The sequence below is a fragment of the Rhodococcus sp. TAF43 genome, assembly GCF_052113525.1.
Lineage (GTDB): Bacteria > Actinomycetota > Actinomycetes > Mycobacteriales > Mycobacteriaceae > Prescottella.
This window is the reverse complement of sequence record NZ_JBFRDL010000002.1, coordinates 37,178-53,880: the sequence shown is the minus strand read 5'-3', so window position 1 is coordinate 53,880 and position 16,703 is coordinate 37,178. Positions and strand designations below refer to the sequence as shown.

At 69.2% G+C, this 16,703-nt stretch carries 8 protein-coding genes; 7 read left to right on the top strand and 1 reads right to left on the bottom strand.

Annotated features, from left to right (window positions below; all coding sequences use genetic code 11):
• Positions 1–23: 23 nt before the first annotated feature.
• The 3 genes from AB4Z09_RS01700 (at position 24) to AB4Z09_RS01690 (ending at position 9,261) form a co-directional block, all read left to right on the top strand.
• Positions 24–3,881 (top strand): ABC transporter ATP-binding protein, encoded by a 3,858-nt coding sequence (locus AB4Z09_RS01700; protein ID WP_174909165.1) that lies wholly within the window; start codon positions 24–26, stop codon positions 3,879–3,881.
• A gap of 112 nt (positions 3,882–3,993) precedes the next feature.
• Entirely contained in the window at positions 3,994–7,743 is a 3,750-nt protein-coding gene (locus AB4Z09_RS01695; protein WP_114718476.1) for a multifunctional oxoglutarate decarboxylase/oxoglutarate dehydrogenase thiamine pyrophosphate-binding subunit/dihydrolipoyllysine-residue succinyltransferase subunit, read from the top strand.
• Positions 7,744–7,854: 111 nt separating this feature from the next.
• Positions 7,855–9,261 (top strand): selenium-binding protein SBP56-related protein, encoded by a 1,407-nt coding sequence (locus AB4Z09_RS01690; RefSeq protein WP_174909162.1) that lies wholly within the window; start codon positions 7,855–7,857, stop codon positions 9,259–9,261.
• A gap of 39 nt (positions 9,262–9,300) precedes the next feature.
• Here AB4Z09_RS01690 and AB4Z09_RS01685 read toward each other — a convergent pair whose 3' ends face one another.
• Positions 9,301–9,909 (bottom strand): TetR/AcrR family transcriptional regulator, encoded by a 609-nt coding sequence (locus AB4Z09_RS01685; protein ID WP_114718474.1) that lies wholly within the window; start codon positions 9,907–9,909, stop codon positions 9,301–9,303.
• Between the two features lie 71 nt (positions 9,910–9,980).
• Here AB4Z09_RS01685 and AB4Z09_RS01680 point away from each other — a divergent pair, with 71 nt between their 5' ends.
• From AB4Z09_RS01680 to AB4Z09_RS01665, 4 genes are all read left to right on the top strand, one after another.
• Entirely contained in the window at positions 9,981–11,579 is a 1,599-nt protein-coding gene (locus AB4Z09_RS01680; RefSeq protein WP_442239027.1) for a flavin-containing monooxygenase, read from the top strand.
• A complete protein-coding gene (locus AB4Z09_RS01675) occupies positions 11,576–12,406 on the top strand; it encodes an SDR family NAD(P)-dependent oxidoreductase (RefSeq protein WP_114718472.1) in 831 nt (276 codons plus the stop codon). The genes AB4Z09_RS01680 and AB4Z09_RS01675 overlap by 4 nt, the downstream gene beginning before the upstream one ends.
• A gap of 96 nt (positions 12,407–12,502) precedes the next feature.
• A complete protein-coding gene (locus AB4Z09_RS01670; RefSeq protein ID WP_442239026.1) occupies positions 12,503–14,362 on the top strand; it encodes an HSP90 family protein in 1,860 nt (619 codons plus the stop codon).
• Positions 14,352–16,697: a hypothetical protein gene (locus AB4Z09_RS01665; RefSeq protein WP_174909152.1), complete on the top strand. Its 2,346-nt coding sequence runs from the start codon at positions 14,352–14,354 to the stop codon at positions 16,695–16,697. The genes AB4Z09_RS01670 and AB4Z09_RS01665 overlap by 11 nt, the downstream gene beginning before the upstream one ends.
• The last annotated feature ends 6 nt before the right edge of the window (positions 16,698–16,703 follow it).

The following is a 16,703-nucleotide window of genomic DNA, read 5'->3' as shown; positions in this document are numbered from 1 at the left end:
GGGCCGGACTACCGTTGATCGCGATGGGTACACACGACGCGACAACGGTGTCCGGCGAGCACCGCGGCTGGATACGACGACTCGGAGCCGAGTGCTGGAACCACCGCAGAACCGCGGTCGGGGCGCTCACCGTGACGGTGGTGGCGGCAATCATCGACATCGTCTTCCCGCTGCTGACGAAGGTCGCGCTCGACGCGGCGTCAGCGGGCGAGTCCACCGTCACCAAGGTCATCACCGGCGTGGCGGGACTCATCGCGGTCCTCGCTGTCGTCCGCTTCGGCTGTCAGTACGGCCGCCGGATGCTCGCCGGCCGGCTCTCCCTCGACGTGCAGCACGACCTCCGCCTCGGGCTGCTGGGATCGCTGCAGCGCCTCGACGGCCGCGGCCAGGACCAGATCCGGACCGGCCAGGTGGTCTCCCGCTCGATCACCGACCTCCAGTTGGTGCAGGGACTGCTGGCGATGGTGCCGATGTCGGCGGGAGTGGTGCTGCAGTTCGTCCTCGCGCTGGGGATCATGGCGTGGCTGTCGCCGCTGCTGACGCTGGTCGCGCTCGTCGTGGTCCCCGCGGTGGCCCTGGTGGTCTACCTGGTGCGCCCGGTCCTGTTCGCCGCGACATGGTCGGCGCAGCAGCGGGCCGCCGACCTCGCCCAGCACGTCGAGGAGACCGTCACCGGTGTCCGGGTCGTCAAGGGGTTCGGGCAGGAGGCGCGGGCGGTCGACCAGCTCGAGGACCTCGGCCGCACGCTGTACGCCGAACGCATGCGGGCGGCACGGATCAACGCGCGGTTCGCGCCGTCGATGGCCGCGCTCCCCCAACTCGGTCTCGTCGGTGTGGTCGCGCTCGGCGGCTACCTCGCGCTCCACGGCACGATCACCGTCGGCACGTTCCTGGCGTTCGCGGCGTACGTCACGATGATGACGACCGCGACCCGGACGCTGTCGCAGGTCGTGATCATGGCGCAGCTGTCCCGGGCCGCCGTCGAGCGGGTCTACGAGGTGATCGACACCGAGCCCGACGTCTCCGATCCGCCGCACCCCGTCGATCTCCCGAGCGGTCCCCTCGGCGTGGAACTGCGCGACGTCGAGTTCGCCTTCGAGGAGGACCGCAGCGTGCTCTCGGGTCTCGACCTGTCGATCGCGCCGGGCGAGTCGGTGGCCGTAGTGGGTCCGGCGGGTTCGGGCAAGACCGCACTGTCGCTGCTCCTACCGCGCTTCTACACCCCGAGCGCCGGGACGGTGTCCCTCACGAGCGACGGCCGGGAGTTCGACGTGTCGGCGCTGCGCGCCGACCAGCTCCGCGAGGCGGTCGGCCTCGTTTTCGACGAGCCGTTCCTGTTCTCCGACACCGTCGCTGCGAACATCGCACTGGGCCGGCCCGACGCCAGCTCCGAGGAGATCCGCACCGCCGCGAAACTGGCCCAGGCCGACGAGTTCATCTCGTCGCTGTCCGACGGCTACGACACCGTGGTCGGCGAACGCGGCCTGACGCTGTCCGGCGGGCAACGCCAGCGGGTCGCGCTGGCCCGTGCCCTGCTCGTCGATCCCCGGGTCCTGATCCTGGACGACGCGACGTCGGCGGTGGACGCGAACACCGAGGCCGTCATCTTCGACGCACTCCGCGACGGTCGGCGCCGGACGACGCTGATCCTCGCGCACCGACGGTCCACGCTGACCCTGGCGGACCGTGTCGCGGTCCTCGACGGCGGCCGCATCGTCGACATCGGAACAGTCGACGAACTGGACGAGCGGTGCGCGCTGTTCCGCACGCTGCTCGCGGCGCCCGACCCGGCCGACCCCGCAGACCCGGACGGAAACGGCTTCGCCGCAGTCACGGCACCGATCGCGGAGCCCCCCGAGGCGCAGTTGTGGCCGGCTGTGGACGCGGCCGCAGCGGATGACGCGGCGACCGCCGGGAACGGGTCCGCGCAGGCAGGTCCGGGAACCGGGCACGGTGGCGGCGGCCACGGCGGCGGCCCGATGGCCGGCGCCCTGGGTGGTGTCGCCGCGACCCCCGAACTGCTCCGCGCCGTCGAGGCGCTGCCGCCGGCCGAGGAGGACCCGCACACCGACACCACCGGGCTGCGCCGCGACGACTCCGAGTTCCGACTGGGCCGGCTGCTGCATCCGGTGCGCTGGATCCTGGCGGGCGTCGTCGCGTGTCTGGCCCTGGACTCGCTGATCGGCATCACATTCCCGTCGATCGTCCGGTACGCGCTCGACCATGGCGTGGCCGCCGCCGACTCGGGTCCGCTGTGGGCCGCGACCGCCGTGGGCACCCTGCTCGCGCTGGTCGGCTGGCTCGTGGTCGCGGTGCTCACGGTGATCACCTCCCGTGCCGGGGAGCGCGTGCTGTTCGGGCTGCGGGTGCGCAGCTACGCACACCTGCAGCGACTCGGCCTCGACTACTACGAACGTGAACTGTCGGGCCGGATCATGACCCGCATGACGACCGACGTCGACGCGCTGTCGTCGTTCATCCAGACGGGACTGTCGACGGCGGTGGTCGCGTTGCTCACGCTCGGCGGTATCGCCGTCGCCCTGCTGGTGACCGATGCGACACTCGCGCTGGTCGCCCTCGCCGCGCTCGTCCCGCTCGCGGTCGCGACGATCGTGTTCCGCCGCGTGTCCGGCACCGCGTACTCGGTCTCCCGCGAACGAATCTCGATCGTCAACGCCGATTTCCAGGAGAACATCGCCGGCCTGCGAGCGGCGCAGGCCTACCGTCGCGAGGGGTTCGCGGCGCGGCGGTTCGCCGAGCGCGCGGACAGCTACCGCCGCAGCCGCATGCGCTCGCAGCGGGCCATCTCGGTGTACTTCCCGTTCATCACGCTGCTGTCGGACCTCGCTCTCGCCGCGGTCGTGTTCGTGGGCGCGCATCGTGTCGCGGACGGTTCCGCGACGGCCGGCACCCTCGTCGCGTTCGTGCTGTACCTGGGCCTGCTGTTCGGGCCGATCCAGCAGCTGTCGCAGGTGTTCGACGGCTACCAGCAGGCCGCCGTCGGGTTGCGGCGGATCGCCGACCTGCTCGCCACCCCGAGCTCGATCGAAACGGCCGACGCCGGCGACACCGTCCCGATCGAGGGTCATCTGCGCGGCGACGTGACGTTCGACGACGTGACCTTCCGCTACCAGGGCGCCGACTCGGATGCCCTCAGCGACATCGACCTGCACATCCCCGCCGGCACGACGGTCGCGCTGGTGGGCCGCACCGGCGCAGGCAAGTCGACCGTCGTGAAGCTGCTCGCTCGCTTCTACGATCCGACGTCCGGATCGGTCCGGGTCGACGCGGAAGACCTCCGCCGCTACCCGCTGCACACGTACCGGGGCCGGCTCGGGGTCGTCCCCCAGGAGGCACACCTGTTCACCGGCACCGTGGCGAGCAACATCGCGTACGGACGACCGGATGCGAGCCGCGGCGAGATCGAGGCGGCGGCGCGGGCGGTGGGTGCACTGCCGACCATCGCGGCGCTGCGCGGCGGCATGAACCAGCCGATCGGCGAACGCGGGCAGGGGCTGTCCGCGGGTCAGCGTCAGCTCATCGCGCTCGCGCGTGCCGAGATGGTCGATCCGGACCTGCTCCTGCTCGACGAGGCGACCGCGACCCTCGACCCGGCGACCGAGCGCGTGGTCCTCGAATCGAACCGAATGGTCACTCGAAAGCGCACGTCGGTGGTGGTCGCGCATCGCCTGGCGACCGCCGCCCGGGCGGATCTGATCGTGGTGGTCGACGGTGGCCGGATCGTCGAAACCGGTGCTCACAGCACACTTCGACATTCGGGCGGGCACTACGCGAGGCTCTGTGATGCGGCGGCCAGTCATCAGGGGAATAATTCGTCGTCGAGAACCGTCATCGATGGTGACCGCATCGCAACAATGTGAGACAGCCGACACGCGACGGACCGGATGCCCGAGCTCGACGCGCGGAGGCTAGCCTCATGTGTATAGGCGCTCTGATCGGGTACCGAAGAAAGAAACGAGGCGAACACCTGCCGTGAGCAGCAGCTCTACTTCCCAGTTCGGACAGAACCAGTGGTTGGTTGACGAGATGTACCAACGCTTTCAGGATGACCCCTCATCCGTGGACGCTAGTTGGCACGAGTTTCTGACGGATTACTCGCCCGATGCGGCGAATGCGGGCGGGAACGGTGAGGCGCTGAACGGCGCCGGTGATGTCGCCACGAAGGCAGCCAACGGTGCTGCGGCTGCGGCACCTGCCGCCCCGGCACCCGCTGCCACTCCGGCCCCGAAGGCCGCGCCCCCGCCGGCACCCAAGCCCGCAGCTGCCCCCCAGGCAGCCGCCCCCAAGCCTGCGGCCGCCAAGGCCGCCGCTCCCCAGGCTGCCCCCGCCTCGGAAACTCCCGCTCAGAACACCAACCAGGTGCTGCGCGGTGCGGCCGCCACCGTGGCCCGCAACATGTCGGCTTCGCTCAACATCCCGACTGCCACCAGCGTTCGCGCCATCCCGGCGAAGCTGATGTTCGACAACCGGATCGTCATCAACAACCACCTCGCCCGTACCCGTGGCGGCAAAGTCTCGTTCACCCACATCCTGGGTTACGCGATCGTGCAGGCGGTCAAGGCGTTCCCGAACATGAACCGCCACTTCGCGGAGATCGACGGCAAGCCCAACGTCATCACGCCTGCCAGCACCAACCTCGGTCTGGCCATCGACCTGCCCGGCAAGAACGGCAGCCGTTCGCTCGTCGTCGCTGCCATCAAGGGCACCGACTCGATGAACTTCGTGCAGTTCTACAGCGCGTACGAGGACATCGTCCGTCGCGCGCGCGACGGCAAGCTCACGGCCGAGGACTTCTCGGGTGTCACGATCTCGCTGACCAACCCCGGCGGCATCGGCACCGTCCACTCCGTCCCGCGCCTGATGCAGGGCCAGGGCGCCATCATCGGTGCCGGTGCGATGGAGTACCCCGCCGAGTTCCAGGGCGCGAGCGACGAGCGCATCGCGGAGATGGGCGTCGGCAAGCTGATGACGCTGACCTCCACCTACGATCACCGGATCATCCAGGGCGCCGAGTCCGGCGACTTCCTGCGCACGATCCACAACCTGCTGATCAGCGACGAGTTCTACGACGAGGTCTTCCACTCGCTGCACATTCCTTACGAGCCGGTCCGCTGGCGCAAGGATGTGCCGGAGGGCGCGGTCGACAAGAACACCCGTGTGCTCGAGCTCATCGCGGCGTACCGCAACCGCGGTCACCTGATGGCCGACACGGACCCGTTGCAGTTCGTCAAGGACAAGTTCCGCAGCCACCCGGACCTCGACGTCACGACGCACGGCCTGACCCTGTGGGATCTGGACCGCGAGTTCAACGTCGGCGGCTTCCACGGCAAGGCCCGGATGAAGCTCCGCGACGTGCTGAGCATCCTGCGTGACGCGTACTGCCGCCACATCGGCGTCGAGTACACGCACATCCTCGAGCCGGACCAGCAGGCATGGCTGCAGGAGCGCGTCGAGGCCCAGCACGTCAAGCCCACGGTCGCGCAGCAGAAGTACATCCTGAGCAAGCTCAACGCCGCCGAGGCGTTCGAGACCTTCCTGCAGACCAAGTACGTCGGCCAGAAGCGCTTCTCGCTCGAGGGCGCCGAGTCCGTCATCCCGATGATGGACGCCGTCATCGACCAGAGCGCCGAGCACAGCCTCGACGAGGTCGTCATCGGCATGCCGCACCGTGGTCGCCTCAACGTCCTGGCGAACATTGTCGGCAAGCCCTACTCGAAGATCTTCACCGAGTTCGAGGGCAACATGAACCCGGCGGCCGCACACGGCTCCGGCGACGTGAAGTACCACCTGGGCGCCGAGGGCACCTACATCCAGATGTTCGGCGAGAACGACATCAAGGTCTCGCTCACCGCGAACCCGTCGCACCTCGAAGCGGTCGACCCGGTCCTCGAGGGTCTGGTCCGCGCCAAGCAGGACATCCTGGACAAGGGCCAGGAGGGCTTCACCGTCCTGCCGCTGATGCTGCACGGCGACGCTGCCTTCGCGGGCCAGGGTGTCGTGGCCGAGACCCTGAACCTGGCGCTGCTGCGCGGCTACCGCACCGGCGGCACCGTGCACATCGTCGTCAACAACCAGGTCGGCTTCACCACCGCTCCGGAGCACTCGCGTTCGTCCGAGTACTGCACCGACATCGCGAAGATGATCGGCGCACCGATCTTCCACGTGAACGGCGACGACCCCGAGGCCTGTGTCTGGGTGGCGCAGCTCGCCGTCGACTTCCGTGAGAAGTTCGGCAAGGACGTCGTGATCGACATGATCTGCTACCGCCGTCGCGGTCACAACGAGGGCGACGACCCGTCGATGACCCAGCCGGCGATGTACGACGTGATCGACACCAAGCGCAGCGTCCGCAAGAGCTACACCGAGTCCCTCATCGGCCGCGGCGACATCTCGATGAAGGAAGCCGAAGACGCCCTGCGCGACTACCAGGGCCAGCTCGAGCGGGTGTTCAACGAGGTTCGCGAGCTCGAGAAGTTCAAGCCCGAACCGTCGGAGTCGGTGGAGCTGGACCAGACGCCGCCTGCGCGCCTGACCACGGCCGTCGACAAGTCGGTGCTCGAGCGCATCGGTGACGCGTTCGTCAACGTGCCCGAGGGCTTCACGGTGCACCCGCGCGTCAAGCCGGTCATCGAGAAGCGTCGCGAGATGTCCCGCGAGGGCCACATCGACTGGGCGTTCGCCGAGCTCCTGGCGTTCGGCTCGCTGGTCGAGCAGGGCGCACTGGTGCGCCTGACCGGCCAGGACTCGCGCCGCGGCACGTTCACGCAGCGCCACTCGGTGCTCATCGACCGCAAGAACGGCGACGAGTACAACCCGATCTCCGAGATCGCGGCAAACGCCGACAACGGCGGCAAGTTCATGGTCTACGACTCGGCCCTGACCGAGTACGCGGGCGTGGGCTTCGAGTACGGCTACTCGGTGGGCAACCCCGACGCGCTGGTGCTGTGGGAGGCGCAGTTCGGTGACTTCGTCAACGGCGCGCAGACCATCATCGACGAGTTCATCAGCTCCGGTGAGGCCAAGTGGGGCCAGCTGTCGGACGTCGTGCTGCTGCTGCCGCACGGCCACGAGGGCCAGGGTCCGGACCACACCTCCGGTCGTATCGAGCGGTTCCTGCAGCTGTGCGCCGAGGGCTCGATGACCGTTGCCGTGCCGTCCACTCCGGCCAGCTACTTCCACCTGCTGCGTCGCCATCACCTCGACGGCATCCGCCGCCCGCTGGTGGTGTTCACGCCGAAGTCGATGCTGCGCAACAAGGCCGCGGTCAGCAACCTCGAGGACTTCACGACCGGCAAGTTCCGCTCGGTGTTCGAGGAGCCGACGTACGAGACCGGCGACGCCGACCGCGCCAAGGTCAAGCGCGTGCTGCTGACCTCGGGCAAGCTGTACTGGGAACTGCTCGCGAAGAAGCAGAAGGACAACCGCGACGACGTCGCGATCGTCCGGATCGAGCAGCTGTACCCGGTGCCGCGCCGCCGCATCGCGGAGACGCTGGACCGCTACCCGAACGTCTCCGAGTTCTACTGGGTCCAGGAGGAGCCGGCGAACCAGGGTGCATGGCCGTTCCTGGGCCTGGCACTGCCGGAGCTGCTGCCCGAGAAGCTGGCGGGCGTCAAGCGCGTCTCGCGTCGTGCGATGTCGGCACCGTCGTCGGGATCGAGCAAGGTCCACGCCGTCGAGCAGCAGGAGATCATCGACGCGGCGTTCACGCCCACCGTCTGATCGACTTTCACGGCATCCCGGCCCGGCGGCCCGGTCACCACGGTTCCTTCTCACGCCCGGCTCTCATAGGCTGAGAAGCGGGGCTCATCGTCTCTACGAAGGAGGCTGAAGATGAGTCAGCCGACGACGGACCCGACGTTCTACCGGACAGCCGCGGACGCGGCGGCCGCACCACCGGAGTCACTGGCCTACGTGGCCGCGTTCGACCGCGCGGCGGACCAGCCCGACGCGATGAGCGTCGTCGACGTGGATCCCGGCTCGGACACCTACGGCCGGGTGGTGGGCTGGACGGAAGTTCCCGGTCTGGGCAACGAGCTGCACCATTTCGGCTGGAACGCGTGTAGCAGCGCGTTGAAGCACGAGGGGCACGACATGGCGGGGCTGGCCCGCCGGTACCTCATCGTGCCGGGGCTGCGCTCGTCCACCCTGAACGTGCTCGACACCGGACCCGACCCGCGCCGGCCGACGGTGACCAGGGTGGTGGACGCCGCCGAACTCGCCGCCAAGGCCGGATACTCCCGGCCGCACACGTTGCACTGCGGGCCGGACGGCATCTTCATGACCTGCCTCGGAGGGGCCGACGGATCGGACGGCCCGGGCGGGATCGCCCTGCTCGATCACGACACGTTCGACGTGCTCCGACGCTGGGAGACCGATCGGGGACCGCAGTACTTCGCGTACGACGCCTGGTGGCATCTCAACCAGAACACGCTGATCAGCAGCGAATGGGGCACGCCGTCGATGATCGAGGACGGGCTGCGACCGGACCTGCTGCTGGCCAACGAGTACGGCCACGCAATCCATTTCTGGGACCTGGCCACCGGTCGGCACCAGCAGCGGGTGGACCTCGGCGCACAACACCAGATGCCGCTCGAACTGCGCCCGTCGCACGATCCGGAGGCCACCTGGGGATTCGTCGGCGTGGTGGTCTCGACCGAGGACCTGTCGGCCTCGGTGTGGCGCTGGCACCGCGACGACGGCGGTTGGGCGGTGGACAAGGTGATCACCATCCCGGCCGAGACCGCCGAGCCGGACGCGCTCCCACCGGCGCTGAAACCGTTCGGTGCGGTGCCCCCGCTCGTCACCGACATCGACCTGTCCGTCGACGACGCGTTCCTCTACGTCTCGTGCTGGGGCACCGGTGAGCTCAAGCAGTTCGACGTGCGGGACCCCGCCTCCCCGAAGGAGACCGCGTCCGTCCGGCTGGGGGGCATCGTCGGCCGCACCGCGCATCCGGCCGCACCGGACCGGCCGCTGTCCGGCGGTGCACAGATGGTCGAGATCAGTCGGGACGGCCGGCGGGTGTACGTCACCAACTCCCTGTACGGCGCCTGGGACGACCAGTTCTACCCGGACGGGGTCGGCGCCTGGATGGCGTTGCTGCACACCGATCCGCGCGGTGGGATGACCGTGGACGAGCGCTTCTTCCCGCACGACGGAGACTTCCGGGGCCTACGGGCGCACCAGGTCCGGCTCCAGGGTGGCGATGCCTCGTCGGATTCCTACTGTTACCGGTAGCGGCCGGCGACGGCACGCCGCGATCCCGGGGCACCGCCGCTACTGGAGCAGCGCCGCCGCCATGTCGGAGCTGAGCGCAACGGCCGGCAGCGCCGTGACCAGGAGTTCGATCAGTTCCTCACGGGAGATCTCGGGCGCCCGCAGCCATGTGATGGTCGCTTCCTCGACGAAGGCGATCCAGCCTCGCACGGACAGCGCGATGCGCGCGTCCGGTTCGATGCCGAGCGTCGGCAACTGCTCGACGACCCGGCGTGCCATCTCGGCCCGGGTCTGTTCGAACACCTCCCGCATCGCCGGATCACCGCTCGCGGTTCCGCGCAGCAGCGAGACGTAGGTGTCGCGGTTCTCGGAGACGTAGTCGACGTACGACGCCATGACGTCGCGCAGGATCTCGATCGGTTGCAGATCGAGGTTCGGCGCGGTGCGGTCGAGCATCTCGGCGCTGGTGTGGCGGACGATCTCGACGTGGAAGTCGTGCTTGGACGCGAAGTAGTGGAACAGCAGGCCGCGGGACACCCCGGCCCGGTCGGCGATGTCCTCGACCGAGATCTGTTCGAGCGTCCGTTCCGCGAGCATGCGCACGCCCAGATCGATGAGCTGCGCGCGCCGTTCCTGGGGGCTGAGCCGCGTGCGTTTTGCGCCTTCCATGACGTCCACCTTACTGAATCGTGTTCAGTAGACTATTGACTAGCAATCAACAACTCCCTACGCTCATCTACATGAGTCTTCCCGTCACAGATACTTCCGCCCGGGCGGCATCTCCGCGCCAGGTCGACACACTGATCATCGGCAGCGGCTTCGCCGGCCTCGGCGCGGCTATCAAGCTGACGCAGGCAGGCAAGCGCAACTTCCTCGTCCTCGAGCGCGGCGCCGACGTGGGCGGCACGTGGCGCGACAACACCTATCCCGGTGCGGCATGCGACGTCCCATCGCACCTGTACTCGTACTCGTTCGCACTCAATCCGGAGTGGACCCGCTCGTTCTCGCCACAGCCCGAGATCCAGCGCTACATCTCGTCGGTCGCCCGCAAGTACAACGTGCTCGACAGGCACGTGTTCGGGTGCGACGTGCTCTCGGCGCGCTGGAACGAGGACACGGCCCGCTGGGACGTCCGCACGTCGAAGGGCGACTTCGAGGCCAAGATCGTCGTCTCCGCCGTCGGCGCGCTGTGCGAGCCGTCGCTGCCCGACATCAAGGGCATCGACGAGTTCGAGGGCGAGATCTTCCACTCCGCGCAGTGGAACCACGACGCCGACCTCACCGGCAAGCGGGTCGCGGTGATCGGCACCGGCGCGTCGGCGATCCAGATCGTGCCGCAACTCGCGCAGAAGGTCTCCCACCTCGACGTGTACCAGCGCACCGCGCCGTGGATCCTGCCGCGCGCGGACCGCGAGTACACCAAGGCGGAGCATCTCGCGTTCAAGTACCTGCCCGGTTTCCAGAAGCTCTGCCGCACCGGCATCTACTGGATGCGGGAGACTCAGGTCGTGGGTCTGGCGAAGGCCCCGATCTTCATGAAGCCGTTGCAGTTCGCGGCCGAGCGCCACCTGCGCCGTCAGATCGAGGACAGGGCGCTGCGCCGCAAGGTCACCCCCGACTTCCAGATCGGCTGCAAGCGCATGCTGATCTCGAACAACTACTACCCGGCGCTCGCGCAGTCGAACGTCGACGTGGTCACCGACGGCATCGCCGAGATGCGCGCCGATTCCGTCGTCGACAGGAACGGCACGGTCCGGGAGGTGGACGCGATCGTGGTTGCCACCGGCTTCCACGTCACCGACTCCCCCACCTTCGCCGGCATCTTCGGCAAGGACGGACGCTCGCTGGCCGAGACGTTCGACGAGGGCGGACAGCAGGGATACAAGGGCTCCGCAATCGCGAACTACCCCAACATGTTCTTTCTCGTCGGCCCCAACACCGGACTGGGCCACTCGTCGATGGTGTTCATGATCGAGTCGCAGCTCAACTACGTCGTCGATGCGATCGACGCGATCGAGCGCTACGACATCGGCACCATCGAGGTCCGCAAGGACGTGCAGGACCGCTACAACCGGGAACTGCAGGACAGGCTGTCCAAGAGCGTGTGGAACAACGGCGGCTGCGCCAGCTGGTACCTCGACAAGCACGGCAACAACACCACGCTGTGGCCGGGCTTCACGTTCGAGTTCCGCAACATGACAAAGCAATTCGACCTCGGCGCGTACCGCAGCGTGACCACCGGCGACCTGCGGGTGCCCGCACCCGCGGCGGTGTCGACCGCAGCAGGCATCGATACCGAACTGACCGATCTCGACGACGACAAGGTGGCAGCACAGTGAGTGAATTCGCGGGCAAGGTCTGTGTCATCACCGGTGCGGGGTCCGGCATCGGCCGGGCCGTAGCACTGAACCTCGCCGGACAGGGCGCGAAACTCGCTCTCTCGGATATGGATCCGGCAGGCCTGGCGGAGACGGTACGACAGGTCGAGGCGCTCGGCGCGCACGTGAAGTCCGATCATCTCGACGTCACCCAGCGCGAGGCCGTCCTCGAGTACGCGGACGCCGTCGTGGCGCACTTCGGCAAGGTCAACCAGATCTACAACAACGCCGGCATCGCCTTCCACGGCGAGGTCGAGCGCTCGGAGTTCAAGGACATCGAGCGCATCATGGACGTCGACTTCTGGGGTGTCGTGAACGGCACCAAGGCGTTCCTGCCGCACGTGATCGCGTCCGGCGACGGACACATCGTCAATGTCTCGAGCCTGTTCGGACTGCTGTCGATTCCGGGCCAGAGCGCGTACAACGCAGCCAAGTTCGCGGTGCGCGGGTTCACCGAATCGCTGCGCCAGGAGATGCTGATCGCCAAGCACCCCGTGAAGGTGACGTGCGTGCATCCCGGCGGCATCAAGACCGCGATCGCCCGAAACGCGGCGGTGCCCGACGGCGACGACCAGGTCACCTTCGCCCAGTTCTTCGACAAGCACCTGGCCCGCACCACGCCCGAGGACGCCGCGAAGACCATCGTGAACGGAGTGCGAAAAGGCAAGGCGCGCGTGCTGATCGGTGCCGACGCCAAGTTCCTCGACGCCTGGGTGCGCATCGTCGGCCCGAGCTACCAGCGGGTGGTCGCGACGATCACCTCGCGCGTCCTGCCGAAGGCGAACTGACGGGCCGGTCCCGACTATCCGGCCGGCCGCCCCGGACCACCTGGGCCGATCGCGGCTGACCGAAATGTCGTTACCCCTCGCTAAGCTCTTCCCTCGATGACAACGAGAGCCGACGGCGGCAGCCGTCCATTCCAGGTACACCTCGGTGGGATCATCGAGCTTCTCAGCGCGAGCATCTACACCGGGCCGCAGGTCTTCATCCGTGAGCTCCTGCAGAACGGGTGCGATGCGATCGCGGCCCGTCGCGACCACGAACCCGGCCACGTCGGCACCATCCGGGTGCTGCCCGCAGACGAGGCCGGGGCCGTGTTCGCGGTCGAGGACGACGGCGTCGGACTGACCGCGGCCGAGGTGGGCGAGCTGCTCGCGACGGTGGGCCGCAGTTCCAAACGCGACATCCTCGATCTGCCACGCACCGACCGCCTCGGCCAGTTCGGGATCGGCCTGCTCAGCTGCTTCATGGTGAGCGACGAGATCCGGGTCCGGTCCCGGTCGGCCACCGGTGCGCCCGCCGTCGAATGGGCCGGCCGCACCGACGGCACGTTCACGGTGACCGAACTCGCCGACGATCTGCCGGTCGGAACCCGGGTCGAACTGTTCCCCCGCCCGGACTCCGCCGGACTCGTATCGCGCGCGGGGGCGTACGAGCTGGCAGACCGGTTCGGCCGGCACCTGCCGGTGCGGGTGACCGTGGCCGGTGAGACGGTGACCCGACCGGCGTCGTTCCTCGAGCGCACGACAGTCCCGTCGCCCGAGCTGCGCGAGCTGGGCCGGGAGATCGTCGGTGCCGAGCCCTTCGCCACGATTCCGCTGCATGTCCCATCCACCGGCACCCGGGGCACCGCGTTCGTGCTGCCGTTCCAGCTCTCCCCTGGCCAACGGCAGTCGAGCCGCGTCTACCTGGGCGGCATGCTGCTGTCCGAGCGCATGGACGACCTCCTGCCGGACTGGGCGTTCTTCGTGCGGTCCGTCGTGGACACCACCGGGCTGCACCCGACGGCCTCCCGCGAGTCCCTGATCGAGGACACCGCGCTCGAGGAGACTCGTGCCGAGCTGGGTGCCGCGGTTCGCCGCTGGGTCATCGGTCTGGCGACGGAATCGCCGCACCGGCTGGCGGCGTTCCTGTCCGTGCACCACCTCGCGTTGCGGGCGCTCGTCCTCCACGACGACGAACTGGCCCGGTTCATCGTCCCCCACCTGCCGATCGAGACCACCGAGGGGCAGACGACCTTCGGCGAGGCCGCCCGCCGCGGCACGGTGCGGTACACCCGGACCGTCGACGAGTTCCGGCAGCTGGCCGGGATCGCCCGCCCCGGCGCTCCGATCGTCAACGGCGGCTACGTCTACGACGCGGAGATCGCGGCCCGGCTGCCGGAGTTCGTGCCCGGTGCCGCAGTCGAGATCGTCACCGTGGCAGACGAAATCGATCACCTCGACGTGCCGCCGCTGTCCGAGCGGGCCGCGTCCCGCCGCCTGCAGGAGCGTGCCGACGCCGCGCTGGCGGACCTCGACTGCGCGACCGCGGTACGGGCGTTCCAGCCGGAAACCGTCCCGGCCCTGTACGTCGCGGACGAGGCGGTGCTCCGGAACCTGCGGCGCGAGCAAGCCGGCGAGTCGGCCGGTGGGTTCTGGGCCGATGTCCTCGGCCGGGTGGAGGACGCAGCGGCGGCCTCCGGTGCCGACGCCTCCGGTCGGCTGGCCCTGAACTGGCGAAATCGGTTGGTGCGTACCCTCGCCGCAGTCGACGACGATGCGGTGCTGTCGCGGGCGGTGCGGATCCTCTACGTCCAGGCACTGCTTGCCGGGCACCGGCCGCTGCGGGCGACCGATCGCTCGGCCCTGACCGACGCCATGACCGACATCGTGCACCTGTCCGTCGGTCTCGACGCGGGCGTCGTCACCGATGCCGGACCGCACTCCCCCTCCACCATCGACAAGGACGACCATGCCGACTGAGACCACCCTCGACGCACTGATCAGCGAGATCGACTCGACGGCCTACGGACCGGCGGAACGCGAACTCATCGAGCGGGCGATCACGCTCGCCGAGGAGACCGGCGACGAGGCCGCCGCCTACGCCGTGCGGATGCGCCTGATCCAGTCCGCCTCCATGACGGGCGACACCGACGCCTTGCTCACCGCATTCGCGTGGTGTGTCGGGCGAAACGCCGCCGACCCGGCCACCTTCCCCACCGAGGTCGACGACCACGACCTGCTGTGGTTCCACAAGTGGATCGCCGACGCGCTCGCCTCGAACCCGATGTTCCCGCGGGCGACGATCGCCGAGTCGATCGAGCAGATGGAGATCGCGTACCGGCAGGCCGGCGTCGGCCTGTCCGGGGTGGTGCAGACCCGGTTCTGGCAGGCATTCGAGGCAGGCCGGATCGAGGAGGCCGCCCGCTACCTCGAGGAGCTGGGACGGACCCCGCGCGACGACTACAGCCACTGCGAGGCGTGCGTTCGTTCCGAGGAGGCCCAGTTCCGACTCGCCACCGGGGACCTCGAGGCCGGACTGGCCGTCGTCCAGGAGATGCTGGACCAGGACATGGGGTGCGCCGACGAACCGGAGCGGGCGATGGCCCACACGCTGGTGCCGCTGCTCCAGGTCGGCCGTCTCGACGATGCCGAGCAGATGCACATGCGGGGCTACCGACTCGCACGCCGCAACGTCGACAACATCGACATGGTCGGGCAGCACCTGATCTTCCTCTCGGTCACCGGAAACGCTCAGCGCGCCCTGGAGATGCTCGAACGGCACATCGGCTGGCTGGCGCACGACAACCTCAACGCGATCGCGCACCTCGACGCCCTCACCGCCTTCGCGGTGACGTGCACGGCGGCCGACCGTGCCGGGCTCGGACACGAGCACGTCCGCGGGGCCGGCGCGGAGCCCCTCCGCCGGTTCTTCGGCGCGCACACCGGCGCCTGGACCGTCGCCGAACTGGCACAGTCATCCTGGCGTGCCGCCGAGGAACTCGCGACCCGATTCGACGAGCGCAACGGCACCGAGCGGCGCAGCGAGAAGGTCGCCGCCGCAAGGACTCTGGCTGGGCAGCACTGGGACCTGCCGATCGGCACGACGCACGTTGTGCCAGCTCCTCCCGCCTCGGCTGACCCGGCCGCGACGACGGCCTTCGTCGACGAGGTGACAGGCTCGGGCCCGCTGGACGAGCAGGTCGACACGATCCTGGGTGCCGAGGGCGGGGAGGCGGCGCTCGCCTGGCTCGAGTCCGAACTGACCCCGACAACCGCGCCCGGACGCCGCGCGGTGCTGTTGCGGTTGCTGGCCCAACTACTGGCTGGGGGCGGCCGGTTCGAGGAGGCGCTGACCGCGGTCGACGCCGCGCTCGACCTGTCCGTTACCCACGCTGCCCGGTCCGTGACCGCCCCGCTGGCTGCCCTGAGCGCCCAGATCTGCGACGACCTGGGCCGGCTGGACGAGGCGGCCGGCCGACTGCGCCTGGCCACGCGCGAGGCGGATCTGGCCGGCACCGAGTCCGTCGGCCACCGCTACCGGCTCGGCGTGACGCTCGTACGGTCCGGACACCCCGACGAGGCCGTCGACGAACTCACGACGGTGGCGGAGATCGAGGAAGCCCGGGACACCGAGCCCGCATCCCGTGCCCTGACCCTCCTGTGGCTCGGCTACGCGAGGCGCGACGCCGGCGAGCCGGGGGCAGCGGTCGCGGTGTGGGTCGAAGGCCGGGAGCTGGCCCGGGCGGGCGAGGACTATGCGGTGGCGGCACGGGTCGGCAAGGAACTCGGGCTTCTGATGATGCAGTTCGACGACGAGGACGCCGTCGAAGCCCTCGACGACGCGGTCGAGGACGCCCGGAAACTCACCGATCAGCCGGACGCACTCGCCGACCTCCTGCACGCACGTGGGCGGGCTCGGTGCCAGTTCGCCGACGAGGACGGGCTCGAGGACCTACGGGCCGCGGCCGAACACGCCGACCCCTGGACCCGTGCGGACATCGAGGACTCGACGGCTCGGGCACTGTCCCAGCTGGGCCGGTTCGACGAGGCGGTACGGACGGGGCTCGCGGCCTCCGATGCCTACGCCGCAGCCGAGGACGTCGTCGGCTCCGGCAGCGCACTGATCGTCGTCGCGCAGGCGTTGCTGTCGACCGACCGCCACGAGGAGGCCCTCGCGGTGCTCGCCGACGCCGCGCCGCGGGTGACCGAGGCGCCGCGGCTCGCGGTCCGGGTCGCGCTGATGGAGGGCGACGCCCACGAAGCTCTCGGCCGGCACGACGCCGCCGCGGCAGCGCGGGCACGGGTGGGAGGCTGACGACGG